Origin of the sequence: uncultured Roseobacter sp. (assembly GCF_947495025.1) — a bacterium.
In the GTDB taxonomy this organism is placed as follows: domain Bacteria; phylum Pseudomonadota; class Alphaproteobacteria; order Rhodobacterales; family Rhodobacteraceae; genus Roseobacter.
The window spans coordinates 23,986-45,733 of sequence record NZ_CANLXG010000002.1 but is presented as its reverse complement, the minus strand read 5'-3'; the positions used below and the strand labels follow the sequence as shown (position 1 = coordinate 45,733).

At 59.3% G+C, this 21,748-nt stretch carries 26 protein-coding genes; 6 read left to right on the top strand and 20 right to left on the bottom strand.

The window, feature by feature from the left end:
• Positions 1-90: 90 nt before the first annotated feature.
• Both Q0792_RS08210 and phaR read left to right on the top strand, forming a co-directional pair.
• Positions 91-534, top strand: coding sequence for a phasin family protein (locus tag Q0792_RS08210; RefSeq protein ID WP_298838824.1), 444 nt, complete (start codon positions 91-93; stop codon positions 532-534).
• 136 nt (positions 535-670) lie between these two features.
• Positions 671-1,243 (top strand): polyhydroxyalkanoate synthesis repressor PhaR, encoded by a 573-nt coding sequence (phaR, locus tag Q0792_RS08205; RefSeq protein WP_298838822.1) that lies wholly within the window; start codon positions 671-673, stop codon positions 1,241-1,243.
• Between the two features lie 8 nt (positions 1,244-1,251).
• Here the strand turns inward: phaR and Q0792_RS08200 are convergent, their stop codons facing one another.
• From Q0792_RS08200 to Q0792_RS08125, 16 genes are all read right to left on the bottom strand, one after another.
• The gene (locus Q0792_RS08200) at positions 1,252-2,442 is read right to left on the bottom strand and encodes an aminotransferase class I/II-fold pyridoxal phosphate-dependent enzyme (protein ID WP_298838819.1); all 1,191 of its coding nucleotides are present in this window, start codon (positions 2,440-2,442) and stop codon (positions 1,252-1,254) included.
• 80 nt (positions 2,443-2,522) lie between these two features.
• Positions 2,523-3,827, bottom strand: coding sequence for an FAD-binding oxidoreductase (locus Q0792_RS08195; RefSeq protein WP_298838816.1), 1,305 nt, complete (start codon positions 3,825-3,827; stop codon positions 2,523-2,525).
• A 6-nt stretch (positions 3,828-3,833) separates the two neighbouring features.
• Positions 3,834-5,192, bottom strand: coding sequence for a glutamine synthetase family protein (locus Q0792_RS08190; protein ID WP_298838814.1), 1,359 nt, complete (start codon positions 5,190-5,192; stop codon positions 3,834-3,836).
• Positions 5,192-5,869 (bottom strand): type 1 glutamine amidotransferase, encoded by a 678-nt coding sequence (locus tag Q0792_RS08185; RefSeq protein WP_298838811.1) that lies wholly within the window; start codon positions 5,867-5,869, stop codon positions 5,192-5,194. Before Q0792_RS08185 ends, Q0792_RS08190 begins: the two co-directional genes overlap by 1 nt.
• Positions 5,870-5,882: 13 nt before the next feature.
• The gene (locus tag Q0792_RS08180) at positions 5,883-7,217 is read right to left on the bottom strand and encodes a glutamine synthetase family protein (protein WP_298838808.1); all 1,335 of its coding nucleotides are present in this window, start codon (positions 7,215-7,217) and stop codon (positions 5,883-5,885) included.
• A gap of 126 nt (positions 7,218-7,343) precedes the next feature.
• Entirely contained in the window at positions 7,344-8,150 is an 807-nt protein-coding gene (locus tag Q0792_RS08175) for an ABC transporter permease (protein WP_298838806.1), read from the bottom strand.
• Between the two features lie 91 nt (positions 8,151-8,241).
• Entirely contained in the window at positions 8,242-9,126 is an 885-nt protein-coding gene (locus Q0792_RS08170) for an ABC transporter permease (RefSeq protein ID WP_298841768.1), read from the bottom strand.
• A gap of 74 nt (positions 9,127-9,200) precedes the next feature.
• Positions 9,201-9,926, bottom strand: a complete 726-nt coding sequence (locus Q0792_RS08165; protein WP_298838804.1) for a transporter substrate-binding domain-containing protein — start codon at positions 9,924-9,926, stop codon at positions 9,201-9,203.
• A gap of 34 nt (positions 9,927-9,960) precedes the next feature.
• Positions 9,961-10,737, bottom strand: a complete 777-nt coding sequence (locus Q0792_RS08160; protein WP_298838801.1) for an ABC transporter ATP-binding protein — start codon at positions 10,735-10,737, stop codon at positions 9,961-9,963.
• Between the two features lie 111 nt (positions 10,738-10,848).
• The gene (locus tag Q0792_RS08155; RefSeq protein ID WP_298838798.1) at positions 10,849-11,592 is read right to left on the bottom strand and encodes a PhnD/SsuA/transferrin family substrate-binding protein; all 744 of its coding nucleotides are present in this window, start codon (positions 11,590-11,592) and stop codon (positions 10,849-10,851) included.
• The gene (locus tag Q0792_RS08150; RefSeq protein WP_298841763.1) at positions 11,589-12,029 is read right to left on the bottom strand and encodes a TerB family tellurite resistance protein; all 441 of its coding nucleotides are present in this window, start codon (positions 12,027-12,029) and stop codon (positions 11,589-11,591) included. Before Q0792_RS08150 ends, Q0792_RS08155 begins: the two co-directional genes overlap by 4 nt.
• Before the next feature lie 38 nt (positions 12,030-12,067).
• A complete protein-coding gene (locus Q0792_RS08145) occupies positions 12,068-12,505 on the bottom strand; it encodes a TerB family tellurite resistance protein (RefSeq protein WP_298838795.1) in 438 nt (145 codons plus the stop codon).
• A 10-nt stretch (positions 12,506-12,515) separates the two neighbouring features.
• On the bottom strand, positions 12,516-13,166 hold the full coding sequence (locus tag Q0792_RS08140; RefSeq protein ID WP_298838792.1) for a hypothetical protein: 651 nt from the start codon (positions 13,164-13,166) through the stop codon (positions 12,516-12,518).
• A 49-nt stretch (positions 13,167-13,215) separates the two neighbouring features.
• Positions 13,216-13,998: a 23S rRNA (adenine(2030)-N(6))-methyltransferase RlmJ gene (locus tag Q0792_RS08135; protein WP_298838789.1), complete on the bottom strand. Its 783-nt coding sequence runs from the start codon at positions 13,996-13,998 to the stop codon at positions 13,216-13,218.
• 322 nt (positions 13,999-14,320) lie between these two features.
• Positions 14,321-14,770 (bottom strand): DNA starvation/stationary phase protection protein, encoded by a 450-nt coding sequence (locus tag Q0792_RS08130; RefSeq protein ID WP_298838785.1) that lies wholly within the window; start codon positions 14,768-14,770, stop codon positions 14,321-14,323.
• A 125-nt stretch (positions 14,771-14,895) separates the two neighbouring features.
• Positions 14,896-15,732 (bottom strand): cysteine hydrolase, encoded by an 837-nt coding sequence (locus Q0792_RS08125; protein ID WP_298838782.1) that lies wholly within the window; start codon positions 15,730-15,732, stop codon positions 14,896-14,898.
• 128 nt (positions 15,733-15,860) lie between these two features.
• Here Q0792_RS08125 and Q0792_RS08120 point away from each other — a divergent pair, with 128 nt between their 5' ends.
• Positions 15,861-16,781 carry an AraC family transcriptional regulator gene (locus tag Q0792_RS08120; protein ID WP_298838779.1) on the top strand — a complete coding sequence of 307 codons (921 nt, stop codon included), beginning with the start codon at positions 15,861-15,863 and terminating at the stop codon, positions 16,779-16,781.
• Between the two features lie 140 nt (positions 16,782-16,921).
• Here Q0792_RS08120 and Q0792_RS08115 read toward each other — a convergent pair whose 3' ends face one another.
• Complete coding sequence (locus Q0792_RS08115; RefSeq protein WP_298838776.1) at positions 16,922-18,568, bottom strand: CTP synthase; 1,647 nt, start codon at positions 18,566-18,568, stop codon at positions 16,922-16,924.
• A 173-nt stretch (positions 18,569-18,741) separates the two neighbouring features.
• Positions 18,742-19,107, bottom strand: coding sequence for a preprotein translocase subunit SecG (secG, locus tag Q0792_RS08110; protein ID WP_298838774.1), 366 nt, complete (start codon positions 19,105-19,107; stop codon positions 18,742-18,744).
• Positions 19,108-19,412: 305 nt separating this feature from the next.
• Here secG and nthA point away from each other — a divergent pair, with 305 nt between their 5' ends.
• The 3 genes from nthA to Q0792_RS08095 are packed head-to-tail and all read left to right on the top strand — an operon-like array spanning position 19,413 to position 21,003.
• Positions 19,413-20,024 (top strand): nitrile hydratase subunit alpha, encoded by a 612-nt coding sequence (gene nthA / locus Q0792_RS08105; RefSeq protein ID WP_298838771.1) that lies wholly within the window; start codon positions 19,413-19,415, stop codon positions 20,022-20,024.
• Positions 20,021-20,695 (top strand): nitrile hydratase subunit beta, encoded by a 675-nt coding sequence (gene nthB / locus Q0792_RS08100; RefSeq protein WP_298838768.1) that lies wholly within the window; start codon positions 20,021-20,023, stop codon positions 20,693-20,695. The genes nthA and nthB overlap by 4 nt, the downstream gene beginning before the upstream one ends.
• A complete protein-coding gene (locus Q0792_RS08095) occupies positions 20,692-21,003 on the top strand; it encodes a nitrile hydratase accessory protein (protein ID WP_298838765.1) in 312 nt (103 codons plus the stop codon). Before nthB ends, Q0792_RS08095 begins: the two co-directional genes overlap by 4 nt.
• Here the strand turns inward: Q0792_RS08095 and Q0792_RS08090 are convergent.
• Positions 21,000-21,224: a hypothetical protein gene (locus Q0792_RS08090; RefSeq protein ID WP_298838762.1), complete on the bottom strand. Its 225-nt coding sequence runs from the start codon at positions 21,222-21,224 to the stop codon at positions 21,000-21,002. The genes Q0792_RS08095 and Q0792_RS08090 overlap by 4 nt on opposite strands.
• Before the next feature lie 24 nt (positions 21,225-21,248).
• Positions 21,249-21,644, bottom strand: a complete 396-nt coding sequence (locus Q0792_RS08085; protein WP_298841760.1) for a DUF6524 family protein — start codon at positions 21,642-21,644, stop codon at positions 21,249-21,251.
• Between the last annotated feature and the right edge of the window lie 104 nt (positions 21,645-21,748).

Sequence of the window (21,748 nt, the reverse complement as noted above, 5' to 3'; positions counted from 1 at the left end):
AAAAAACCTTGAAATGCTGCAGTGCAGCGTCTATATAGTTTTCAGACGCAGAAACGGGGTGGTCCCGCAAGGCGACGAAAGGAATTTGAAATGGCTAAGACAACAGACATGAATGCAATGTTCAAAGACGTTCTGGGCTCCTTCCCGGTGGACACAGCGGCGATGGAAGACGCATTCAAGACAACTGCAACGCTGAACGAGAAACTCTCCGGCGTGGCGCTGACAGCTGCTGAGAAATCGACAGAGATCTCCAGCAAGTGGGCACAGGACACATTCTCCAAACTGGCAGAAATGTCCAAAGCGAAAAAAGAGCCTGCTGACTACGCAAAAGCAATGACAGACTTTGCTTCCGCATACTCGGAAACAGCAGCAGAGCACATGGCAGCCTTCGCAGAAATCGCGAAGAAAGCACAGATGGACACCGTTGAGCTGATGATGGCCGCTGGCAAAGACATGAGCGAAGACGCAACTGCCGCAGTCAAAAAAGCCACAACCGAGGCGACTGCAGCTGTGAAAAAAGCAGCCGCCAAGTAAGACGGCTCAGAGATTTGCGCTGAATCCTCCCTGAAAAAGCGCAATATTATGGGGCGGGCTGACGACAGCCCGCCCTTTCTTTTTGGAAAACAGTGTCCTAAGCTGCAATGCAGCACTGATGTCGGGGAGAAGACCTGTGGCGGAACAGAAGCAACCACTGCTGATCAAGCGATATGCAAGCCGCAGGCTGTATAACACCGAAACAAGTGACTACGTAACGCTCGAAGATATCGCGGGTTTCATCCGCGAGGGGCGGGAAGTCCAGATTGTGGATCTGAAATCGGGCGACGATCTGACCCGCCAGTACCTTCTGCAGATCATCGCCGAACACGAAAGCCGTGGCGAGAGCGTGCTGCCGGTGGATGTCCTGAACGATCTGGTCCGGAGCTATATGACCCCCGGCGCCAGTGTTGTCCCGCAGTTCCTGCAGGCATCTTTTGAGATGCTGCGAGACGGTCAGAGCCAGATGATGGATAAAATGAATGCGATGAACCCGATGGCGAAGATGCCCGGGTTCGAGCTGATGCAGGCGCAGCAGGAAGCGTTCATGAAGGCTATGACAGGTGGTATGGGTGGCGCGGCCGGCACCGGCTGGGGCGGGCAGGCTGACACGGAAAAGACCGCAGGAGACGCTGCCGAAGGCGAAGACCTGGATGCGATCAAAAAGCAGCTGGCTGAACTTCAGGACAAGCTGTCCCGTCTGAAATAATATGGAACTCAGGCGACTGCGACACTGTCTGGCGCGGTGACTTCCTTCATCGCGTCCATCAGAACCTGCGTGACAGCATCAAGCTCGGGATAAGTAAGCCGCACCGGCAACCTTACATCACAGGCGCGCATGAGCATGTCTCTTGTCGCCGGAAGATCAGGCAGGTTCTCGATAAACTGCCAGTTCCAGAAGGCGCGCGCATTGTCTTTGCTCTGGCCGAAAACCTGAACCTTCACACCCTTGCGGTCTGCCAGCGCAGCAAAAGCCGCAATCTGGTCGGTCTCAAGCTCAAGGATGTTGAACTGGATACTGTCCGGTGCACGCTCTTCACCCGGCAGCGGATCGGGCACGTCAAAGTACCGTGCCGCATTGAGGCGGGCTGCGACATAGTCGTGATTTCGGCGCCCGTCTGTCACACGCCTGGGCAGGGCATCCAGTTGTGGCCTGATCAGCGCCGCCGACATGTTGCTGAGACGCAGGTTATAAAGCGGTAACTGGTTCTGCCAGCGCGCAAAGGCTTCGTGCAGAACGGGATGCTTTTTCCAGTTGTGCTCATATGCGCCTGACATGATGATCGCACGCGCCACAAGGTCCGCATCGTCAGTGATGAGGATGCCGCCTTCGCCGGCATTGACCATTTTATAGGACTGAAAAGAAAAGCAGCCCAATTTCCCGATTGTGCCAATCTTCCGCCCGCGCCAGACGGTTCCAAGCGAGTGTGCGGCATCTTCGATTACCGGCACATCAGCCTCGCTGCACAGCGCCATAATCGCATCCATATCAGAAGTGTGCCCCCGCATGTGGCTGACGACCACGGCGTCGATGCCACCCTTAAGCCGGTGCGCAAAGTCATTCATACTGATTCGGTAGTCCTCGCCCACTTCGCACAGAACAGGCACGCAGCCCGCATGCACGACGGCAGAAGGAACAGCCGCGAACGTAAAGCCGGGTATGAGAACCCGCGCGCCGGCACTCAGGCCAAGCGCACGAAGAGAGAGAAAGAGTGCCGCCGAACATGAGGAAACAGCCAGCGCGAACCGGCTGCCCATCATTTCTGCAAATTCTGCTTCCAGCAGAGACACAGGAGAATCGTGTTCTGCGGTGTACCGGAAAAGATCACCGCTGCGCAGAAGGCGTTCAATCTCGGTTCTTGCGGCATCCGGGATCGGCTCGGCGGCGTGCATATCAGGCAGCTGCATATTTGAATTTCCTTAATTTAACTTTTGGAAATTCTAAATGAAGGTGCGCGCAAGGCCAAGTGAATCTTTTATGACGGCAATCAGACGCCGATCCTGTCGCGCAGTGCATACCATGTCATCGCCAGTGCCAGCAGGGGGCTTCGCAATGCACCGCCGCCCGGAAAGGCTGGTGACGGAATGCTCTGCATCGTATCGAAACCTTCTGTCTGGCCCTGCACAGCCTGAGCCATCAGCATACCGGCATGGGTTGCCGTCCCGACGCCGTGACCGGAGTAGCCCGACCCGGAGAGCACGTTTGGCGCTGGTCTGGTCAGACAGGGAAACCGGTTCATCGTGATCCCCAGCGTTCCGCCCCAGGCATAATCCACACGCACATCGCGCAGATGCGGGAAGACGACGTCCATCGGTTTGCGCACAACGCGCGCGATGTCGGCAGGAAAGCGGTACCCATAGGTCTCGCCGCCTCCGAAAAGCAGTCGTTTGTCGTGGGACAGACGGAAGTAATTGACCACAAAGCGGCTGTCCGCCACGGCCACATCCTGTGCCAGAACCTGGTCGGCGGCGTCTCCGAGAGGTTCGGTTGCGATGATGAAATTGTTGATCGGCATTACCCGTGCGGTCACCGAAGGTGCCAGGCCGCTCAGGTAGCCGTTACACCCGAGAATGACATGGTCTGCGGTCACTTCGCCACCATCTGTCGTCACTCGTACCGGAGTGCCGTGTTTGATTTCTGTCACGCGGGCATTCTCGCAGATTACTGCGCCCGCTGTTTCCGCCGCGCTGGCAAGGCCAAGGGCAAATGCAAGCGGATGCAGGTGGCCTGCGCCGACATCCAGTATGCCTCCCCTGTAATCGGGCGACGGACATATGCGCGCGAAGGCATCCGCGTCCATAGGCTGACAGTCAGAATACCCATACCGGTCGTGCAGAAAGTCTGCGTAGTCATGCAGTTCTTCGACTTCGGACACCCGCGACCCCGCCCAGGCGACACCGGGTTTGTAGTGACAGTCAATTTTGTGACGCGCGATCAGTCCTCGTACCAGCTCCTTGGCTTCCTCGCCCATGTTCCACAGCTTGCGCGCTGTCTTTGGGCCGGCCATTTTTTCAAGCTTTGTCTGATCGATACGCTGGCCGCTGCCCAGCTGTCCACCATTGCGCCCGGAGGCGCCGAACCCTGCACGATGCGCTTCGAGCAGCACGACGCTGAGCCCGGCTTCAGCCAGATGGAGAGCCGCCGAAAGGCCGGTGTATCCACCGCCGATGACACAGACATCCGCCCGCAGTTTCCCGGAAAGTGCCGGTCTCACAGGACCGGGCGAGACCGTGGCGGCGTACCAGCTTTCCGGATACGTCCCCTGCCGGTCATTGGCATAGAGCAGATCCATAAGGCCTCAGACGTTGAGCAGGAGATGTTCCCGTTCCCAGGGTGAAATCACCTGCAGAAACTCGTCATATTCCGCGCGCTTTACGATGGAATACACGCGGGCAAATTCTGGCCCCAGAACGGCATGCAGGGCGTCTGCCTGCTCGAACAGATCCAGCGCAGAGCCAAGCACGCGGGGGATGTCTCCGTCGCCATCATAGGCGTCGCCACGGAATTCGGGCGCGGGTTGTTCAGCACCGGTCAGACCCAGAAAGCCGCAGGCAAGGCTCGCGGCGATCCCCAGGTAGGGGTTGCAGTCCATGCCAGCCAGCCGGTTTTCCACGCGCCGCGACTCCGGGCCGGACAGAGGGATCCTTATGCCGGTCGTCCGGTTGTCGCGTCCCCATTCCAGGTTAATCGGGGCGGCGTGGTCTTTGACGTAGCGCCTGTAGCTGTTCACATAGGGCGCGATCACGGCCAGCGCTTCCGGCATGTGGTGCTGCAGGCCACCGATAAAATGATGAAACAGGGGTGTCTCGCCACCGTCCTTGTCAGAAAAGATGTTGGTGCCTGTTTTTGCATCCAGAACCGAATGGTGGATGTGCATCGCACTGCCCGGCTCGTCCGCAATGGGTTTGGCCATGAATGTCGCAAAGCAATCGTGCCGCAATGCGGCTTCCCGGATCAGGCGTTTGAAATAGAACACCTCATCGGCCAGGCGCACCGGATCCCCGTGTCGCAGATTAATCTCCAGCTGGCCAGCGCCGCCCTCCTGAGTAATGCCGTCGATCTCGAACCCCTGGGCCTCGGCGAAATCATAGATGTCATCAATCACCGGACCAAACTCGTCCACCGCGGTCATGGAATAGGCCTGGCGCGCAGCCGCGGGGCGACCCGAGCGGCCCATCATCGGTTTGATATCATGCGCAGGATCAAGGTTCCGCGCGACAAGGAAGAACTCCATTTCCGGGGCGACGACCGGCTCCCAGCCTTTGTCGCGATAGAGCTGGCAAACCCGCTTCAGCACGTTTCGCGGGCTGAACGGCACGGCGTTGCCCTGGCGGTCATAGGCGTCGTGGATGACCTGCAAGGTCCAGTCGCCTGTCCATGGCGCGGCAGATGCCGTGTCCATATCGGGCTTCAGGAGCATATCTTTTTCGATGAACCCGTCCTCGCCTGCAGCCTCTCCCCAGTCGCCGGTAATCGTCTGGTAAAAGATACTGTCGGGCAGGTAGAAATAGTCCTGGCGCGCAAACTTTGAGGCAGGCACGGCTTTGCCGCGGGCAATGCCCGGCAGGTCTGATATGATGCACTCGACCTCATCAAGGCGGCGGCCGGAAAGGTATGCCTGCGCGGCGTCCGGGAGGTTTTCTGTCCAGTCGGCCATCAGGCCCTCTCTTTCATGAAAAATTCGGCCATCGTTCTGGCGACGGCCATACGATCCGTTGGTGCGTCCATTTTTTTTCGGGCGCTTTCCAGCAGTGTCTCTGGCACAACCCCGCGTCCGCGGGTTTCGATCAACCCGTCGATAAAGTCGGAATCGTACTCAGGGTGCGGCTGGATCGTCCAGATACGGTCCCCGTAAACAAGACCCGCATTCTCGCAAAAATCGGTACGGGCAAAGACCTCGGCCTGTGGCGGACGTTTGGTAACCTGATCCTGGTGCCACGCGTTGATGGCGACCTGCCGGCCGTTCATTTCGTATTCGGTGCGCCCGACAGACCAGCCTCCGGCAAATTTTTCGACGCGCCCGCCAAGGGCCTGCGCAATGATCTGGTGACCGAAACAGACGCCGATCATCGGGACCCCGGCGGCGTAAGCATCGCGGATAAATGTCTCGAGAGGCGGGATCCAGTCATGCGCTTCATAAGCGCCGTGGCGCGAGCCGGTGATCAGCCAGCCATCTGCGGCGTCCACCCCATGAGGAAACGCGCCATCCACAACGGCCCAGCCTTCAAATTCAAAACCGTTGCCGTCCAGCAGGCGCTCGAAATACGCGTCATACCGTCCGTTGGCCGCAAGACTGTCCGGCGGGTGACCTGTCATGAGGATACCGATTTTCATTGCTCACCTCTGCTCAGACCGTGTCGAGATAGATGTTCACCTGCTCGGCGGGTGTCAGTTCCTGCATATAATGCAGTTCCTGGCGTTTCGTCAGCACCAGGTTCCTGATGAGTTCCGGAGCAAAAATGCGTGCGATGTCCTCGCTTGCCTCGAAGGCATCGATCGCATCTTTCCAGTTGCCGGGGATCTGCGGCAGATCTGCCTCATAGGCATTCCCGGTGACGGGCTCTGGCGGTTCGGTGCCATTCTCGATACCGTTAATCGCCGCTCCCAGAACGGCCGCCAGCATCAGGTAGGGGTTTACGTCCCCGCCCGCGACGCGGTGCTCGATGCGCCGGGCCGCCGGGCTGCCGGACGGAATACGAATGGCGGAGGTGCGGTTCTCATAAGCCCAGCTGATCCCGGTAGGAGCATGACTGCCAGGCACCATGCGATCGAAGCTGTTGGCGTGTGGCGCAAAGATCAGAGCTGAACCCGGCATGGCAGACAGACATCCGGAAACCGCGTGGCGCAGCACATCCGTGCCGGTTTCCGATCCGTCATCGAAGACATTGTTGCCATCGGCGTCCAGTACCGAGAAATGCACGTGCAGGCCTGAACCGGCGTAGTCAGCATAGGGTTTGGCCATAAAGCTGGCGGCAAACCCGTGCTTGCGCGCCATGCCTTTGACCAGCATCTTGAAAAGCCACGCATCATCTGCGGCGCGCAGGGCGTCATCGCAATGCATCAGATTGATCTCGAACTGCCCTAGACCCGCCTCTGAAATCGCAGTATCCGCTGGGATGTCCATCTCTTCGCAGGCGTCATAGAGATCAGTAAAGAAGGTGTCGAACTGGTCCAGTGCTCTCAGGCTCAGGATTTCACCGGCCACCCGGCGCTTGCCGGATCGGGGAGAGGGCGGGACCTGAAGGTTTCGCCCGGAATCGTCTATGAGAAAGAATTCCAGTTCCACCGCGCAGACCGGGGTCAGCCCACGCGCGGCATACCGCTCCAGTACGCGGCGCAGTGCGTGGCGCGGGTCTCCGTCAAAGGGCCGGCCGTCTTCATGGTACATCCAGATCGGCAACAACGCCGTGGGCGCATCCAGCCACGGCATCGGCATGAAGCCACGCGCGGTAGGGCGCAGCACACCGTCGCGATCCCCGGTTTCCCAGACCAGAGGGCTGTCGTCGATATCCTCACCCCAGATGTCGAGGTTGAGCGCGGACATCGGAAAACGAGTGCCGTCCTGGAGAACCTTGTCTGCGAAACGTGTGGGAATACGCTTGCCGCGCGCCTGTCCGTTCAGGTCAGACGCCGCGACCCGGATGGTGCGCACATGCGGATGCTTGCGAAGCCAGTCTTTCATAAATCACCACAGATACAGCTGCACAGAGCGGCTTTTCTCTTAGATGCCTTTTTCTGCGAGGGATCGCCAGCAAAATTTGATCAAATTATGTCTGGCGCGTTGCACCTGCCACACAGGCAGGCCGGATCAGCGGATCAGATTGGGGCGTATACGCAGCTTTTTCTGAACGTTCTGCGGCAGATGGCGGTTCAGCCGCGCATTCACCATTCCAAAGATCCCAACAACAATCAGCGTCAGAATGATGAAATACATCGCAAGGATCGGGTAGGGCACGAAAGGGTTGAACGTCTTGTCCGCAAAATAATTTGCGTAATAAAGGGCATCGCCGCGCTGCTGCCAGGCGGGGAAGCCGGAGAAGAAAACGAGCGCCGTGGCGTGGAACAAAAAGATTGCTTCATTCGTATAGGCTGGCCAGGCCAGACGCAGCATCGTCGGCCAGATGACACGCCGGAACCGTGGCCATCCGGTCATACCGTAGGCGTCGGCGGCCTCGGTATCGCCTTTGGGGATTGAGAGCAGCGCGCCATAGAAGATCTCGCCTGAATACGCGGCAGTATTCAGGAAAAGTACGATCAGTGCCCCCAGCCAGGCGGCCGTAAACGCGTCGAAAAACGGATGGACGCCCTTGAGGCTGAGAAACAGAAAATAGCCAAAGAAAAACTGTATAAAGAGAGGCGAGCCGCGGAAAATGAAGATAAACCATTCAGCCGGTTTGCGCAGCATCCGGTTCGGTGAGGCCTTGCCTACAGCCAGCGCCGTGGCAAGAAAAAACCCAAAGGTCAGTGCCACAAGCCCGAAGTAGATATTCCATATCATCCCCGAGCCGATCAGGGTAAATTGCTGACACAGGGTGAAATCCTCGCGTGGGAGCAATCGTTCGCCAATGCCAACGGCTCTGAGCCCGTAAGCCTGGATGGTTTCCAGGCAGCTCATGATCGGGCGCCATGAATTTCAAGGCGGAAAACGGCTGATCGACATCTTGCGGCACCAAGGGTGCGCGGGGGCTTTCGGCGCGCAGTGCTGATCATGCCAGAGCCTTTCGCTGTGCTTCGCCGCCGGCAGTTGCCTGTCCGCGCGTCAGCCGCTGCATCACACGATCGAGAACAATCTCGGAAATCCGGGTGAAGATCAGATAAAACACCAGAAGCGCCAGAAAATACCACATGCGCCAGTCACCATGAGGGTAGTCGGTAAAGCGTGAGGTTTTTGTTCCGCCAAGTTCACGGGCCCAGTAAACGATGTCTTCGACGCCCAGCAGAAACAGCAGGGGTGTGGCCTTGATGAGTACCATCCACAGATTGCTGAGGCCGGGCAGGGCATAGACCCACATCTGCGGCACCAGTACACGCCAGAACGTCTGGCGCGGGCTCATGCCGTAGGCTTCAGCTGTTTCCAGCTGCGCACGTGGGACGGCCCGCATTGCGCCAAAAAGCACATTTGCGGCGAAAGCACCGAACACGATTGCAAAGGTCAGAACCGCGAGCGCAAACCCATAGCTTTCATGCACCCATTGCGGTGCGTCGCCGAGCGGCATCTTGGCGGCCTGACAGACAACAAAGTCATTGCCCTGGCGGATCGGCTCTGACCAGTCGCGGCAGAGTGCCTTGTGGCGCAGATATTCAATGCCCTGATCAAGAGCGATCACGAAAAACAGAAAAAATGCGATATCCGGCACGCCGCGGACAATCGCGATATAGCTTTTGCCGAACCAGCGCAGCGGGGCCAGCGGTGACCGGGCCGCGGTCGCTCCGCCAAAACCGAAAGCCAGCGCCACCGGGGCGGTGATCGCAAGCAGCAGCAGCACGGTAAACACCGATGTATAGATCGACATGTGTTTGCCGGTCGTCAGATAGCAGGCCATCCATGACCAGTCAGACAACACGCTGGGATCTGTACAGAAACTGAAAATCTCGGGCCTCGCAGGGTGGATTGTCCCGGAAAGAAAACCGGGGGCAGCACCTGGCCGCCCCCGCTGTCAGTGGATCAGAAGGCGCCGCCGATTTCCCATTTGGTGAGCAGCGCATTGAGCGATCCATCGTCCTTCATGGACTGGATTGCCGCGTCGAACTTACCGCGCAACTCGCCGTCACTTTCGCGCAGACCCATGCCAATGCCGCCACCGATCAGCTCTTCCTGCTCGAGGAACATCAGATCAGGGTCATCGGCCGCAATCGGCGTCAGGAATGCTTTGTCTGCCAGAACCGCATCTGCTTCACCGTTTTTCACAGCAGCAATCGTTTCCTCGGGCGTTGCAAATTCGACCAGCGTTGCACCCGTATTTGCAATGAATGCGGCCTGAATGGTGTTGGTCTGCGCCGCGATTACGCCGCCGGCGAGATCGACGTCAGCGGAGAGAACCAGATAGGCAGAAGGGTCCGGCAGAGTGTAGTTCTGCGTGAAATCAATAACTTCGTCGCGCTCATCGGTGATCGACATGCCGGCGATGATGGTGTCGTAGTTGCCGGACACCAGGTTGGGGATGATGCTGTCCCACTCGTTGGTGACCCATTCGCAGGTCAGTTCGGCGCGTGCACAAAGCTCGTCGCCCAGCTCGCGCTCAAAGCCGTCAACCTCACCGGCGTCATTGATGAAGTTATAGGGAGGGTAGGCGCCCTCGGTGCCCATACGGACGGTTTTTGCGTGGCCGTCAGCCAGTGCCATACCCGCAGTCAGCGCGACAGCAGCGGTCGTCAGGATCAGTTTTTTCATTTTGGTGATACTCCCGTTTCTTTTTTTGGTGGTGTTACGCTGGCTGAGTTGCCGAAAGGAACCCGCGCAGACGTTCTGATGAAGGCGCGCCAAAGAGTGTTTCCGGCGGCCCCTGTTCTTCGATGAGGCCCTGATGCAGAAAGACAACGTGGTCTGACACATCAGCGGCCAGTTTCATATCGTGTGTCACGATGATCATTGTACGCCCCTCGGCGGCAAGGTCTTTGATGACCCGGACAACTTCCTGCTCCAGTTCAGGGTCGAGCGCCGAGGTCGGCTCGTCAAAAAGGAGCGCTTCGGGTTCCATGCAGAGGCCGCGCGCGATGGCTGCGCGCTGTTGCTGGCCACCGGACAGCTGTGCCGGGAAAGCATCGCATTTGTCGCCGATCCCGACCTTGTCCAGATACCCGCGTGCGGCGTCTTCCACTTCGGCGCGATCGCGTTTCAACACGGTCAGAGGGGCCTCCATCACATTCTGCAGAATGGTCATATGAGCCCACAGGTTGAACTGCTGAAACACCATGCTCAGATTTGTGCGGATCCGCAGCACCTGGCCCGCGTCCGCGGGGCGCCGGTTGTGGCCATCGCCCTTCCAGCTCACCGGTTCGCCCTTGAACAGGATTTCGCCCTGCTGGCTGTCCTCCAGCAGGTTGCAGCAGCGCAGCAGGGTCGATTTGCCGGAACCTGACGATCCAATGAGCGAGATCACATGTCCCTTGGGCGCGGTAATGTCGACGCCCTTAAGAACCTCAAGCGCACCATAGGCTTTGTGCAGGTTTCTGATTTCAATAACCGGGGCTTGAGTCGTCAAGGGAACAGGTCTCTGAATTGTTTCAGTGCGGTATAAGGGGTCAAAACGCGCCCATTTGCAACGCGGAAAGCATGCCGGCGTCGCCTGAACGCGGTGAATCCGGTTCCCTGATCAATCCTCAGGCGGCAGCGGCTCGGCCAGATATGCCGCTGCGGGGATATCGACTATATCCCGGATCATAAGGCAATCGCGATCCGGGGCCGTCAGTCCGGCCAGTGCCGACTGGCAAGCCGCGCGCAGTTTGCCAGGATCGCGACCCACCGCGGTGATCAGCGGCAGTCCAGGCGTTGGCCGCGTCACAGCAATGATCCGCAGCGGGTCTGTGAGGTCGGTATCGCGCACAAGAAGTGACCATGTGACAGCGTCAAGCGATGCAATATCAGCATCGCCACAGGCGACTGCTTCTGCCGACCTGACGTGAGAGCCTGTGTCGACGGTTCGCCCGGAAAAGCTGAATCCGATATTGTTTTCAGACAGATGAGCTTCTACAGCTGCCCAGCCTGACTGGGACCGCAGGTCGTTGCGGGCAAGCATGCTGTCGCTGAAATCACGCAGATCGGTCCGTTTGTCTTCAATGCGCACAGCAAGAACAGAACAGTAGTATCCCGGCGGGCAGCCGGGTACCCCATAGTCCGGGGTGCCCACAAGGCTTACCTTTTCATTCAGGCCGTTGCGGAATGGCAGGCCGCAGGTCTGTGACAGGACAAGTTCCGGATCTTCCCAGGTTGCGTGCGGATCAGTGTTGCGGTCCAGCTTTGGTGGTCCGTCGCCATAAGCTGTCCGGATCAGATCCCAGAAACGGTCATTGGCTGCCCTTGTGGCAGCCGTGTCGTACATCGGAAGGCTGGCGGTCATCGCCGCGCGTCGACGGCCTGACGGGCCAGGGCCGAATCACGGTCACTGATGCCCAGAAAGCTGCTGACCATCCGCACCAGAGCATCTTCTTCCTGCGCGCGTTCGCCATCGGCCAGAACCACGTCCCAGAGCGCTTCGAGCACGGCCAGACGTTCCTCGTAGGGCACGGCATCCTTGATTGCCCGGGTGAAGCGTACGGTGTCGGGCGCCTCGGCCTCCAGGCTCTCGGCCTCACGGCGCAGAGCATCCGTGGCGCCGGGGCCCAACCCGTAGCGGCGGGCATTGATGGCATCGATGCGCTGTTTTTCACCATCGCTGTAGTGATTGTCAGCGCGGGCCACCCGCACAAGCAGCGCAGTGAGTGCCAGACGGGCGTCCTCGTCAGGCAGGGTATCGGGTTCCGGCTGTGTCAGCCTTTTGAGCAGTTCTCCAAACATACCGGCGATATAGTCCCTTTGCACAGCCTGTGCCACTGTCAGTTTCCGCGCAGCGCGTTTTCCCTTGCGGCAGCGATATCTGCATCGGTCAGACCAAGTGCGGTCTCAATTTCTGTCAGCTGAGTTTCCTCGCTGTCATCACGCTCGCCATCTGCCAGTGCGACAGACCACATTGCATCTGCGAGCGCTTTGCGGTCGGCGTAGTCAACTTCATTTCGCAGTATCTCCGCGAACTCCGGCGTGCCGGGCGCATGGCGTTCCAGAGCCTCGCAGGTTGCGCGGAGTTTCGCGGCATCGAGCGGTTTCAGGTCAAATGTCGCGGACAGAATGCGGTCGATCTGTCCTACTTCCGAGGCCTGATAGTTCTGGTCCGCCATCGCGACGCGCACCAGAAGCGCGCCCAGTGCAAGCTGTGCGTCAGGCTGCGGCAGCGGGTCCTGCTGGCGTTTCTGGCGGGGGAAAAGGCGTTCAAACATTCCGGTCTTTCTAGCTCAGGTCAGGAGCACGGCCAAAGCGGATATTATCCAGCGCCAGGCCCTGCGGGTCGGTGTTGGTGATCAGCACGCCAGCGATGTCGCCTGTGCCGGTGTCGCGGGCGAAACCAAAGGAATGCTCACCGGCGGGGGGCAGATCAAGCTCGGCAATAACCGTGCCGTTCCTGTTCAGAAAACTGACCCGGGCTGTGCCCGCTTCGCCACCGCGCAGCTGAAAGGCTATGGCCGACTGGTCCTCGTCAAACAGAAAGGCCATCGCTCCTTCCCCCTGTGCATGTCGCTTGGGAAAGCCCGCCGCACCATAGCCATTGAGTACGTTATTGCCCTGCATAAAAACGACGGAAAGGTTCTGGCCAGGGGGTCCGGCGACGACGGTCAGCGGTGACAGCACCTCGCCGGAGACCACGTCGTGATCGCCCTGTGCTGCGACGAGCTGTCCGGCAAACCGCTCGCCGAACACAGCACCGGGCAGCACCAGCAGATCAGAGATCTGGTGGCCCGGTCCGTTGCGGCTCTGGGTGTCCTCGAATGTAATGATCCGTGTCAGCGCCAGGCTGTCGGGGTCCACCAGACAAACGGGTTGACCACAGGCCAGTGCGGCCTGTGGGAGCATGAACATCAGCAGGGCGAGGATGCGTTGCATAAACGGTATCCTGCCACGCCTCCTGACCGGGTCAACTTTTTTTGGCAGATCACCCAGTCAGATCGGCGAAATGTGACGCCAGACGTGCTGCTTCGTCCTGCAGCCCCCAGGGGGGATTGATGACAAAAAGGCCGGATCCGACCATGCCGTGACCAGGTCTGGCAGGGGGGAAACGGACTTCATGGCTGAAGCCTGCGGGATGATCTGCGCGCAGACGGCGTACCATTGCGCGCTCCGCGCCAGAGGTCAGAACAGGGTACCACAGACAGATCACGCCAACATTCCACGCCTTGTGGTACCGGGAAATGTGGCGGGGTATTTCGTCAAAATCGCTCTTTATCTCATAACTCGGGTCAATCAGCAGCAAGCCCCGGCGCGGGCTCGGCGGCAACAGCGAATGTGCCAGTTCAAACCCGTCCTGCCGGTGGCATTTTACCTTGTAGCTGCGCAGCGCCTGGCGCAGTTCTGCGTGCTCACCGGGGTGGAGCTCGGCCAGATGCAGATTGTCCCGCGCGCGCAGCATCCCGCAGGCGATGAGCGGCGAGCCGGGATAGCTCTGCGCCCCATGTGCCGCGCGGATGCGGGCCAGTGTCCTCGAAAAAGGGTGATCTTCCGGGAAAAAACCGGCGGCGCGGGCGATGCCCTGGGCCGCCTCGCCGGTGCGGATCGCGGCCTCGCTGCTCAGGTCATAGAGCGCACGGCCCGCGTGGGTTTCAATATAGGTGAGGGGTTTATCCTTGCGCGTCAGATAAGCCAGTATCCAGGCCAGAAGCCCGTGCTTGTGCACGTCCGCGAGATTGCCCGCGTGATACATATGCTGATAGCTGAGCATCCCTCTGACATGCCCTCAACGCAGCGCGCGCGCAATGCATAAGCGCGGTCACTGCGCTGAATCTTGGATTTGAGGGCAAGTTGCCGGTGAACCTGAAAAAGCCTCCCCGGATTCGCACCGGCGTTATGTGGGAACATGTGTCTGTTCAGGTGTCGTCAAAAGTGCAGGGCGAGGTTTGGTGACGACGGGCAGGTGCGGGGAAGCGCGCTGAGCTGCCGTGCAGGCCCCGGCGACCAATGACGACTGTACCGGCGTTCGATGCAGACCCGGGGCTGGCGACCGTTCCGACGCGGGTATAACTGACGCAGGCGCATGCAGGTTTTCAGCCTGCTTGTCTGGAGGCTGACATCATCCAGTGCTCCTTTTCACTCCATTCGAGAATATTGGACATAACCGCCACTGTGCCGTCATCCCGGACGTCCGCAAGAACCTGAATTGCATCACGGAGAGCATCGTTGAAACTCTGGAAACCGGCGCAATGGGTCGCAAGCATCTCATCTGCTGTCCGGGCGGTCGTATCCTGCGCGGTATTGGACAAAGCAAGAAGCTCGTCCAGGGATTCAGGGGCTTTGATGCCCAGCACACGCAGCCTTTCTGCGACAGCATCGTTGAACCCGCTGAGCGTCTGGTACTGGGTTTCAAACATGGCGTGCAGGCTGCGGAAGTTTGGACCTTCCACATTCCAGTGATAACACTGGCTCTGCACGTAAAGGCGGAAAACCTTTCCCAGAACGGCTTTTATGGTGTCTTCCCTGACTGAATTTGATGTCATTTCCTTGTCCTTTGATGGCGATCTGTCCGCGCGAACCGGGCCGTGACCGCACCCGCCTTCGGAGAAACCGATAACGGGCACGGCGCAGCCCTGGCCACGGTCAGATTAAATGGGCAAGGGTGGGCTCAGAGCGCAGCCGCCCTGATTTGCGCGACAGCTTCTTCTGTGCTCCAGACAGCGTTGGCGATGTAGCGGAAGTTGATCAGCGCCGCCAGATATCCGTCTCCCTCGGGCAATTGCGCCGCAGCAGTAGCATCCCGTACCACGGCCACTTCGAAACCGTTTTCAATCAGTTCACGCATGTGCGATTCCGTACACAGGTTGGCCGACATTCCTGCAAGAATAACCTGATCCACGCCTTGCTTGCGCAGTTGCAGAGTCAGATCGTTGGTGTCGTTGCCGTACATCTTGTGGGGCGAGGTCACGATGGTCTTGCCGTCGTTGATGTAGGGTTTGTACCGCTCCAGCCAGTCCGCGCCCGAGCCTTCGAAACCGTCGACGTTCAGCTGACCTTTGCGGTCAAACATGCCAATCTGGTGCATCAGTTTTTCCAGCGCGCCTTCAAATTTCCAACCATGGTCAGTCGGAAAGTAATAATGCGGTGAAACGGCTGTGGTGATGTCGTGTTCCTTTGCGGTGCGGAACAGCGTTTCGATGTTCTCGACCGTGTTGTGTTCGGTAACAGACGCACCAATCACACCCCAGGTCACGCCATCCGGGCTGAGAAAATCGTTCTGGGGGTCGGTCACCACAAGGGCTGCGCGGCTCAGATCGAGTTTCATGTCAGAGGGGGGCAGCGCAGGTTCGGCCGGCTCGGCATAGGGGTTGGCCCTCTCTTGCGCCTGAGCGGTCCCTGCCAGTGCGGTGGCTGCAGCCGCTGCTGTCCCGGCCAGCCCGGAGGTCATGGCTGCGCGGCGCGACAGTTTCCTGCCACCGTGATCATGGTCATCGCAATTACACATCAGGTTTTTCCTTCTTTGGAGGTATCGACAGACCTTATGTGTGACAGTCGGTGTGCCTTTTCGTCTTGATTTGGACCAGTCCCCAAAATTTCCGTGACGGCAAAGAAGTTAAGGAGCAAAATCACCTGATGAACTATGACCACATATTCGATCAGCTCGACATTCGTACGGAACCGTTTGCCGTCTGTGAGATCCACGGAACCTGCCATGTTTCCCTCAAACCGGATGCGGCGGTTACCCTGCACTATGTTCTGTGCGGCGAGGGACAGATCACGATGCGGGGCCAGGCCCCGATCAGGATAACCAAGGGCAGTTTGGTGTTGGTCCCATCGCTGAACAGCCATGAGGTCCTGAATGACGGTGCGACGGTCGTACCCGGGCCGTCGTGCAAACCAGCGGCACTGAACCTGGCGCAGGTTCTCAAAACGGTGCCGGATGAAAGTGCCGGCAGCGTCAGCCGCCTGATCGCTCTTTGTGCTCATGTGAGCATCGGACTCATGGGGGCCACCGATGTGGTCAACCTGATCCGTGAACCACTGGTGACGCGTGCCGAACCCGGCAGCGACCTGATGATATTGGTCGACACATTAATGCATGAGGTGTGCGAGCCCAGCGTTGGCAGCCGCGCCCTGATCCGGGTTTTATTGATGCAGGCTGTAATTGTTATGATGCGCAAGCGAATGACAGAGCAGGGCGGACCCTTGGACTGGATGGCTGCGCTGCGTGATCCGATGCTGTGGAAAGCGCTGAATGCGATGCTGAACGAGCCGGGCAAACCGTATTCTGTCGAAACCCTCGCGGACATTGCCGGTATGAGCCGGGCCGCATTTGCGAAGCGGTTTTCCGAAGCATACGGCGCAGGACCGATGGAGCTCCTGCGCAATCTACGCCTGCGCAAGGCGGGCGATCTGCTGCGCAATACCGATTTGCCGATGAAGCGTGTTGCGGAGTCTGTCGGCTTTTCAAGCCGCAGTGCCTTCAGCCGGGCATTCGAAGCGACATCCGGCCAAAGCCCCGGTGAATTCCGTAAAGCGGTCAGAACGCTCTGATTTCGGGTGCCGCTCGCGCCTCGTCTGGCGTGCATTTTTGCATCAGGCAAAACAACTCGGCCAAAGCAGACCTTTGTCCGCACCCCAATAGGCAGCATGAGGGGATCGCAACCGGATGAAGATTTGTCCGGCTTCCCGCCTCAGACCAGACGCGAAATCTCTTTCGCTGCTCTTACGAAATCGCGGAACAGCGGGTGCGGGTCAAAGGGCTTGGATTTCAGTTCCGGGTGGAACTGGACGCCGATGAACCAGGGGTGATCCGGCCATTCGACTATCTCGGGCAGTTTGCCGTCGGGCGACATGCCTGAGAACACCAGACCGGCCTCTTCGAGCTTGTCGCGGTATTTGATGTCGACTTCATAGCGGTGGCGGTGGCGTTCATCGATGGTCGTGGTGCCGTAGACCTCTGCGACCTTTGAACCTTCGCTCAACACGGCGTCATATGCGCCCAGCCGCATGGTGCCACCCTTGTCGTCCCCGACCTTTCGAGAGACCTTGGCGTTGCCCTGGACCCACTCCTTGAGGTGATAAACGACCGGTTCAAAACGCTTTTTACCAGCCTCGTGGTCAAACTCCTCGGAGCCCGCGGATTTGATGTCGGCGACATTGCGCGCGGCCTCGATCACGGCCATCTGCATGCCGAGGCAGATACCCAGATAGGGCACTTTGTGTTCGCGGGCGTATTGCGCGGCCTTTATCTTGCCTTCGGTCCCACGCTCGCCAAAGCCGCCGGGCACCAGAATGGCGTGGAAGCCTTCAAGGTGAGGAGCGACGTCATCGGCAGTGTCAAAAATCTCGGCGTCCACCCATTCCACGCGCACTTTGACGCGATTGGCCATGCCGCCGTGGGTCAGGGCCTCTGCGATGGATTTGTACGCATCCTCAAGCTGGGTGTACTTGCCGACGATGGCCACGCGGACCTCACCCTCTGGGTTATGCACCCGGTCCGAGACGTCATGCCAGACGGTCATGTCGGGTTTAGGCGCAGGCGAGATGTCAAAGGCGTCGAGCACGGCCTGGTCCAGCCCCTGTCCGTGGTAGGCCAGTGGCGCGTCATAGATGGTTTTCAGGTCATAGGCCGCAACGACCGCTTCCTTGCGCACGTTACAGAAGAGCGCAATCTTTTCACGCTCCTTTTCGGGGATCGGCTGTTCAGAGCGGCAGACCAGAATGTCGGGCGCGATGCCAATGGACTGCAGTTCCTTGACCGAGTGCTGCGTGGGTTTGGTTTTCAGCTCACCGGAGGCAGCGAGATAGGGCAGCAGCGTGAGGTGCATAAAGATGCACTGGCCGCGTGGTTTGTCATGGCTGTACTGGCGGATCGCCTCGAAAAAGGGCAGCCCTTCGATGTCACCCACGGTGCCGCCGATCTCGCAGAGCATGAAATCGACCTCGTCACCGCCGACATCGAGGAAGGCTTTGATCTCGTTCGTCACATGGGGGACGACCTGGATTGTTTTCCCCAGATAATCGCCACGGCGTTCTTTTTCGAGCACGTTGGAATAGATCCGGCCCGACGAGACCGAATCCGTCATGCGCGCGGGCACGCCGGTGAAACGTTCGTAGTGGCCCAGATCGAGATCTGTTTCTGCGCCATCATCGGTGACGAAAACCTCTCCGTGTTCAAACGGAGACATCGTCCCGGGATCGACGTTCAGGTAGGGATCGAGCTTGCGCAGTCTGACCGAAAATCCGCGCGCCTGAAGCAGCGCACCAAGGGCCGCAGAGGCCAGCCCCTTGCCAAGGCTTGAGACCACACCGCCGGTGATAAAGATGTAACGTGCCATGTGCCGAAGCTCCCGTGCGTCTGTTGAGGCCTGTCGAAATCGGCCCGGTTCAGCCATGAATCTTCACAGCACCACGGGACTTAATTGTATCAGGATTCGCGCGGCAAAGGCAAGACGAACCGCAACATCATGTTGCGAATTCTGGCATTGCCGCAAAGTGTAGTTAATTCATGTCAGTCGAGGGTCGGGACCAGCGGTGCGTTGTCGCCAGGTGCAGGTGGCAGAAGCGTGTCGCCATCAGGCGCTGCCGGTGTGGTAACTTCGCCCGATGCGGGAGGCGTCACCCCGAGCCTGTCAACCACCGACGAACCGGTGGCATTCTCGGCTGCAAAAATAGTCAGCGTTATCGAAGTGCAGATGAAAGCAATGGCCAGCATCCAGGTCACCTTGCCCAGCGCCGTAGCCGCAGCACGGCCCGATACGGCGCCACCGCCGCCACCACCCATGCCGAGCCCGCCGCCCTCGGAGCGCTGCAGCAGCACCACCGCGATAAGCGCGAGCGCGAGAATAAGGTGGACGATCAGGACGACGTTTTCCATTGAGACCTGCAGATTTCCAATTCGCTTCCGGGCTATCTAGGCAAGTTTGATCTGCGCCGCAAGGGACGATCGGTGTGTGCGAACGCTTTCCCCGACACCGAAAACCGCCGCACAGAGGCGACGGTCTGGCGAAGCGGTGCTCACATGCGCGCAACTAAGAGGGATATCCTGGAACTGAGGCGCAGCAGACTCACTTCTTACCCGCAGTATAACACAAAAACGCCCGCTCCGGTTGCATAAAATATCTTGTTTCTGCCGTGGGTTCCGCGCTGGACAAGGATCAGGGAGCGGGCAATGATGTCCCTATGCCCCATGATCACCGCGACCACCCGCACGACCGTCTGCCCTCCGACCCGGCGCTGCGTGTCCGCGCCCTGGAAACCGTTCTGACGCAGAAAGGGCTCATCGATCCTGCAGCGCTGGATGAAATCATCGACACTTATGAAAACCGCATTGGCCCACGTAATGGCGCCCGGGTTGTGGCACGGGCCTGGCGTGACCCGGATTTCTGTGCGGCACTGCTCGACGACGCCACGGCGGTTGTGTCCGGGATGGGGTACTACGGGCGTCAGGGGGAGCATATGGTTGCTGTGCAGAATACGGATGAGACGCACAATATGGTCGTCTGCACCCTGTGCAGCTGTTATCCGTGGCCGCTGCTGGGTATTCCCCCGACGTGGTACAAATCCGATGCCTACCGCGCGCGTGCGGTGCGTGAGCCGCGAAAAGTCCTTGCCGATTTCGGGGTGACGTTGCCAGAGGGCACTGCTGTGCGCGTCTGGGATTCGACCGCCGAAGTCAGATATCTGGTCGTTCCGCAGCGTCCCGAAGGCACGGATGGGATGAGTGAAGAGCAGCTGATGGCGCTGGTCACGCGCGACAGTATGATCGGTACCGGCCTTGCGGTGAGCCCATGACCCGGCCTCATGACATGGGTGGCCGTTTCGGCGACGGACCGGTGATCCCTGAGCAAGAGGGCGAGGTCTTTCACGCAGACTGGCACGCCCGCGCGCTGGCGGTGACCCTTGCCTGTGGTGCGTTCGGCAAATGGAACATCGATGTGTCCCGACATGCGCGGGAATGCCTTGCTCCAACGGACTATGCGCGGTTTTCCTATTACGAAAAGTGGATTGCCGGCCTTGCCGACCTTCTGGCTGACACCGGTCTGGTCAGCCCGGAAGAACTGGCGGGCGGTCCCGTTACAAAAAGCCCGGATGCAGACCGGGCGCTGAAACCGGATGCCGTCGCAGGTGTGCTGGCCGCCGGAGGCCCGGCCGACCGCGCCAGCGATATCGCTCCGACCTTTGCGCCGGGTGACGCGGTTGTCACACGCAGGATCGCCTCCAACATAATGGTCGATGGCGGACATACCCGCCTGCCGTCCTATGCCGCCGGAGCGCACGGAAGGATTGTGCGGTATCACGGCACGCATATTCTGCCTGACAGCTCAGCCCACCGGCTGGGCGATGCAGCCGAGCCGCTTTACGCGGTGGCTTTCCCTGCATCAGAGCTCTGGGCGCACCCGGAGCACCCGCGTGATGAAGTCGTACTGGACCTGTGGCAGAGCTATCTGAAGGCGGCACCATGACTGCCCGCCCGGAGCCTGTCTTTTCCGAACCGTGGCACGCGCAGGTCTTTGCACTTACCGTGCATCTGAATGAAGCGGGGCATTTTGACTGGCCGGAGTGGGCAGTGGCCTTTGGTGCGACACTGAAAAAGGACGGTCTGTCACGGGAACTGGACGGTGGCGACGATTATTTTGCTGCCTGGCTGGAAACGCTGGAGGCGTTCCTGGGGGACAAAGGGCTGGCTGGTGCGACAGAGTTGCAGGAGAAAAAGGCCGCCTGGGAGGCCGCTTTCCTGCGCACGCCTCATGGGGCGCCTGTCCGTCTCTAATCCGGTCGCTCTGGACGCGATGTCAGGCCCGCTTTCTGCAGAAACCGACGAAAACCGCCACGCTGTGGCAGCCTTGGCAACCGACGCCCCGACCGGCCGGCCAGGCGGTCGAATTCGTGCATGTCAATAACGCGCTCTGCACAGCCACAGCCTTCACCAAGGCCCACTTTGGCATAGTAGAACTTCTGAAAGTCTTCGGGTCGTTCGGTTTTGCGGGTCATCGCGCTACTGTGCCACGGCACAGATTACTCGTCTACATCGTCCATGTCGGCCTGACCGGAAAGCGCGCGCCGCACATGGCTCCAGCTCAGCCCGATGCCCAGCACAAGCGACAGGGCAATGAGACCCAACCAGACATTCAGTCCGGGTTTATCGAGGTCTACGATGCCGAGATCCCGCAGCACCCAGACAGATGCCGCAAAGATCGCCAGCACAAGGGTCATACCCAGCCCGCCAATAGAGCGCAGCGTGGCACGCAGATATATGATGTAACCCACCGCAAGCAGCAGGCCGGCCAGGACCGCTACCGAAAGGTTCTGGCCGCCATAATCCCGCACCCATTGTACATAGTTGTACTGGGTCGGGTTGAATGTCGCGGCCAGCAGGATGAGGGCACAAAGCCAGCGGGTCAGAAATCCCATCATATCCATATTTCAAAGACGCCTTTCCTCAGATGGCGGAAATATCCGCAGGCCGGGGCAAAAAGTCCATGGCACACCGGCAGTCACATGGGTATACCGGCGCC

Bases quoted from the DNA above. Each gene is read 5' to 3' on its own strand.
- Q0792_RS08090 (WP_298838762.1), bottom strand. From the start codon at position 21,224: ATGACCCGCAAAACCGAACGACCCGAAGACTTTCAGAAGTTCTACTAT.
- Q0792_RS08135 (WP_298838789.1), bottom strand. From the start codon at position 13,998: ATGCTCAGCTATCAGCATATGTATCACGCGGGCAATCTCGCGGACGTG.
- Q0792_RS08125 (WP_298838782.1), bottom strand. From the start codon at position 15,732: ATGTGTAATTGCGATGACCATGATCACGGTGGCAGGAAACTGTCGCGC.
- Q0792_RS08165 (WP_298838804.1), bottom strand. From the start codon at position 9,926: ATGAAAAAACTGATCCTGACGACCGCTGCTGTCGCGCTGACTGCGGGT.
- Q0792_RS08195 (WP_298838816.1), bottom strand. From the start codon at position 3,827: ATGGATCTGCTCTATGCCAATGACCGGCAGGGGACGTATCCGGAAAGC.
- secG (WP_298838774.1), bottom strand. From the start codon at position 19,107: ATGGAAAACGTCGTCCTGATCGTCCACCTTATTCTCGCGCTCGCGCTT.
- nthA (WP_298838771.1), top strand. From the start codon at position 19,413: ATGCCCCATGATCACCGCGACCACCCGCACGACCGTCTGCCCTCCGAC.
- Q0792_RS08155 (WP_298838798.1), bottom strand. From the start codon at position 11,592: ATGACCGCCAGCCTTCCGATGTACGACACGGCTGCCACAAGGGCAGCC.
- Q0792_RS08190 (WP_298838814.1), bottom strand. From the start codon at position 5,192: ATGGCCGACTGGACAGAAAACCTCCCGGACGCCGCGCAGGCATACCTT.
- Q0792_RS08180 (WP_298838808.1), bottom strand. From the start codon at position 7,217: ATGAAAGACTGGCTTCGCAAGCATCCGCATGTGCGCACCATCCGGGTC.
- Q0792_RS08130 (WP_298838785.1), bottom strand. From the start codon at position 14,770: ATGACATCAAATTCAGTCAGGGAAGACACCATAAAAGCCGTTCTGGGA.
- Q0792_RS08085 (WP_298841760.1), bottom strand. From the start codon at position 21,644: ATGGGATTTCTGACCCGCTGGCTTTGTGCCCTCATCCTGCTGGCCGCG.
- Q0792_RS08095 (WP_298838765.1), top strand. From the start codon at position 20,692: ATGACTGCCCGCCCGGAGCCTGTCTTTTCCGAACCGTGGCACGCGCAG.
- Q0792_RS08140 (WP_298838792.1), bottom strand. From the start codon at position 13,166: ATGCAACGCATCCTCGCCCTGCTGATGTTCATGCTCCCACAGGCCGCA.
- Q0792_RS08210 (WP_298838824.1), top strand. From the start codon at position 91: ATGGCTAAGACAACAGACATGAATGCAATGTTCAAAGACGTTCTGGGC.
- Q0792_RS08175 (WP_298838806.1), bottom strand. From the start codon at position 8,150: ATGAGCTGCCTGGAAACCATCCAGGCTTACGGGCTCAGAGCCGTTGGC.
- Q0792_RS08120 (WP_298838779.1), top strand. From the start codon at position 15,861: ATGAACTATGACCACATATTCGATCAGCTCGACATTCGTACGGAACCG.
- Q0792_RS08150 (WP_298841763.1), bottom strand. From the start codon at position 12,029: ATGTTTGGAGAACTGCTCAAAAGGCTGACACAGCCGGAACCCGATACC.
- Q0792_RS08185 (WP_298838811.1), bottom strand. From the start codon at position 5,869: ATGAAAATCGGTATCCTCATGACAGGTCACCCGCCGGACAGTCTTGCG.
- Q0792_RS08145 (WP_298838795.1), bottom strand. From the start codon at position 12,505: ATGTTTGAACGCCTTTTCCCCCGCCAGAAACGCCAGCAGGACCCGCTG.
- Q0792_RS08200 (WP_298838819.1), bottom strand. From the start codon at position 2,442: ATGCAGCTGCCTGATATGCACGCCGCCGAGCCGATCCCGGATGCCGCA.
- nthB (WP_298838768.1), top strand. From the start codon at position 20,021: ATGACCCGGCCTCATGACATGGGTGGCCGTTTCGGCGACGGACCGGTG.
- Q0792_RS08115 (WP_298838776.1), bottom strand. From the start codon at position 18,568: ATGGCACGTTACATCTTTATCACCGGCGGTGTGGTCTCAAGCCTTGGC.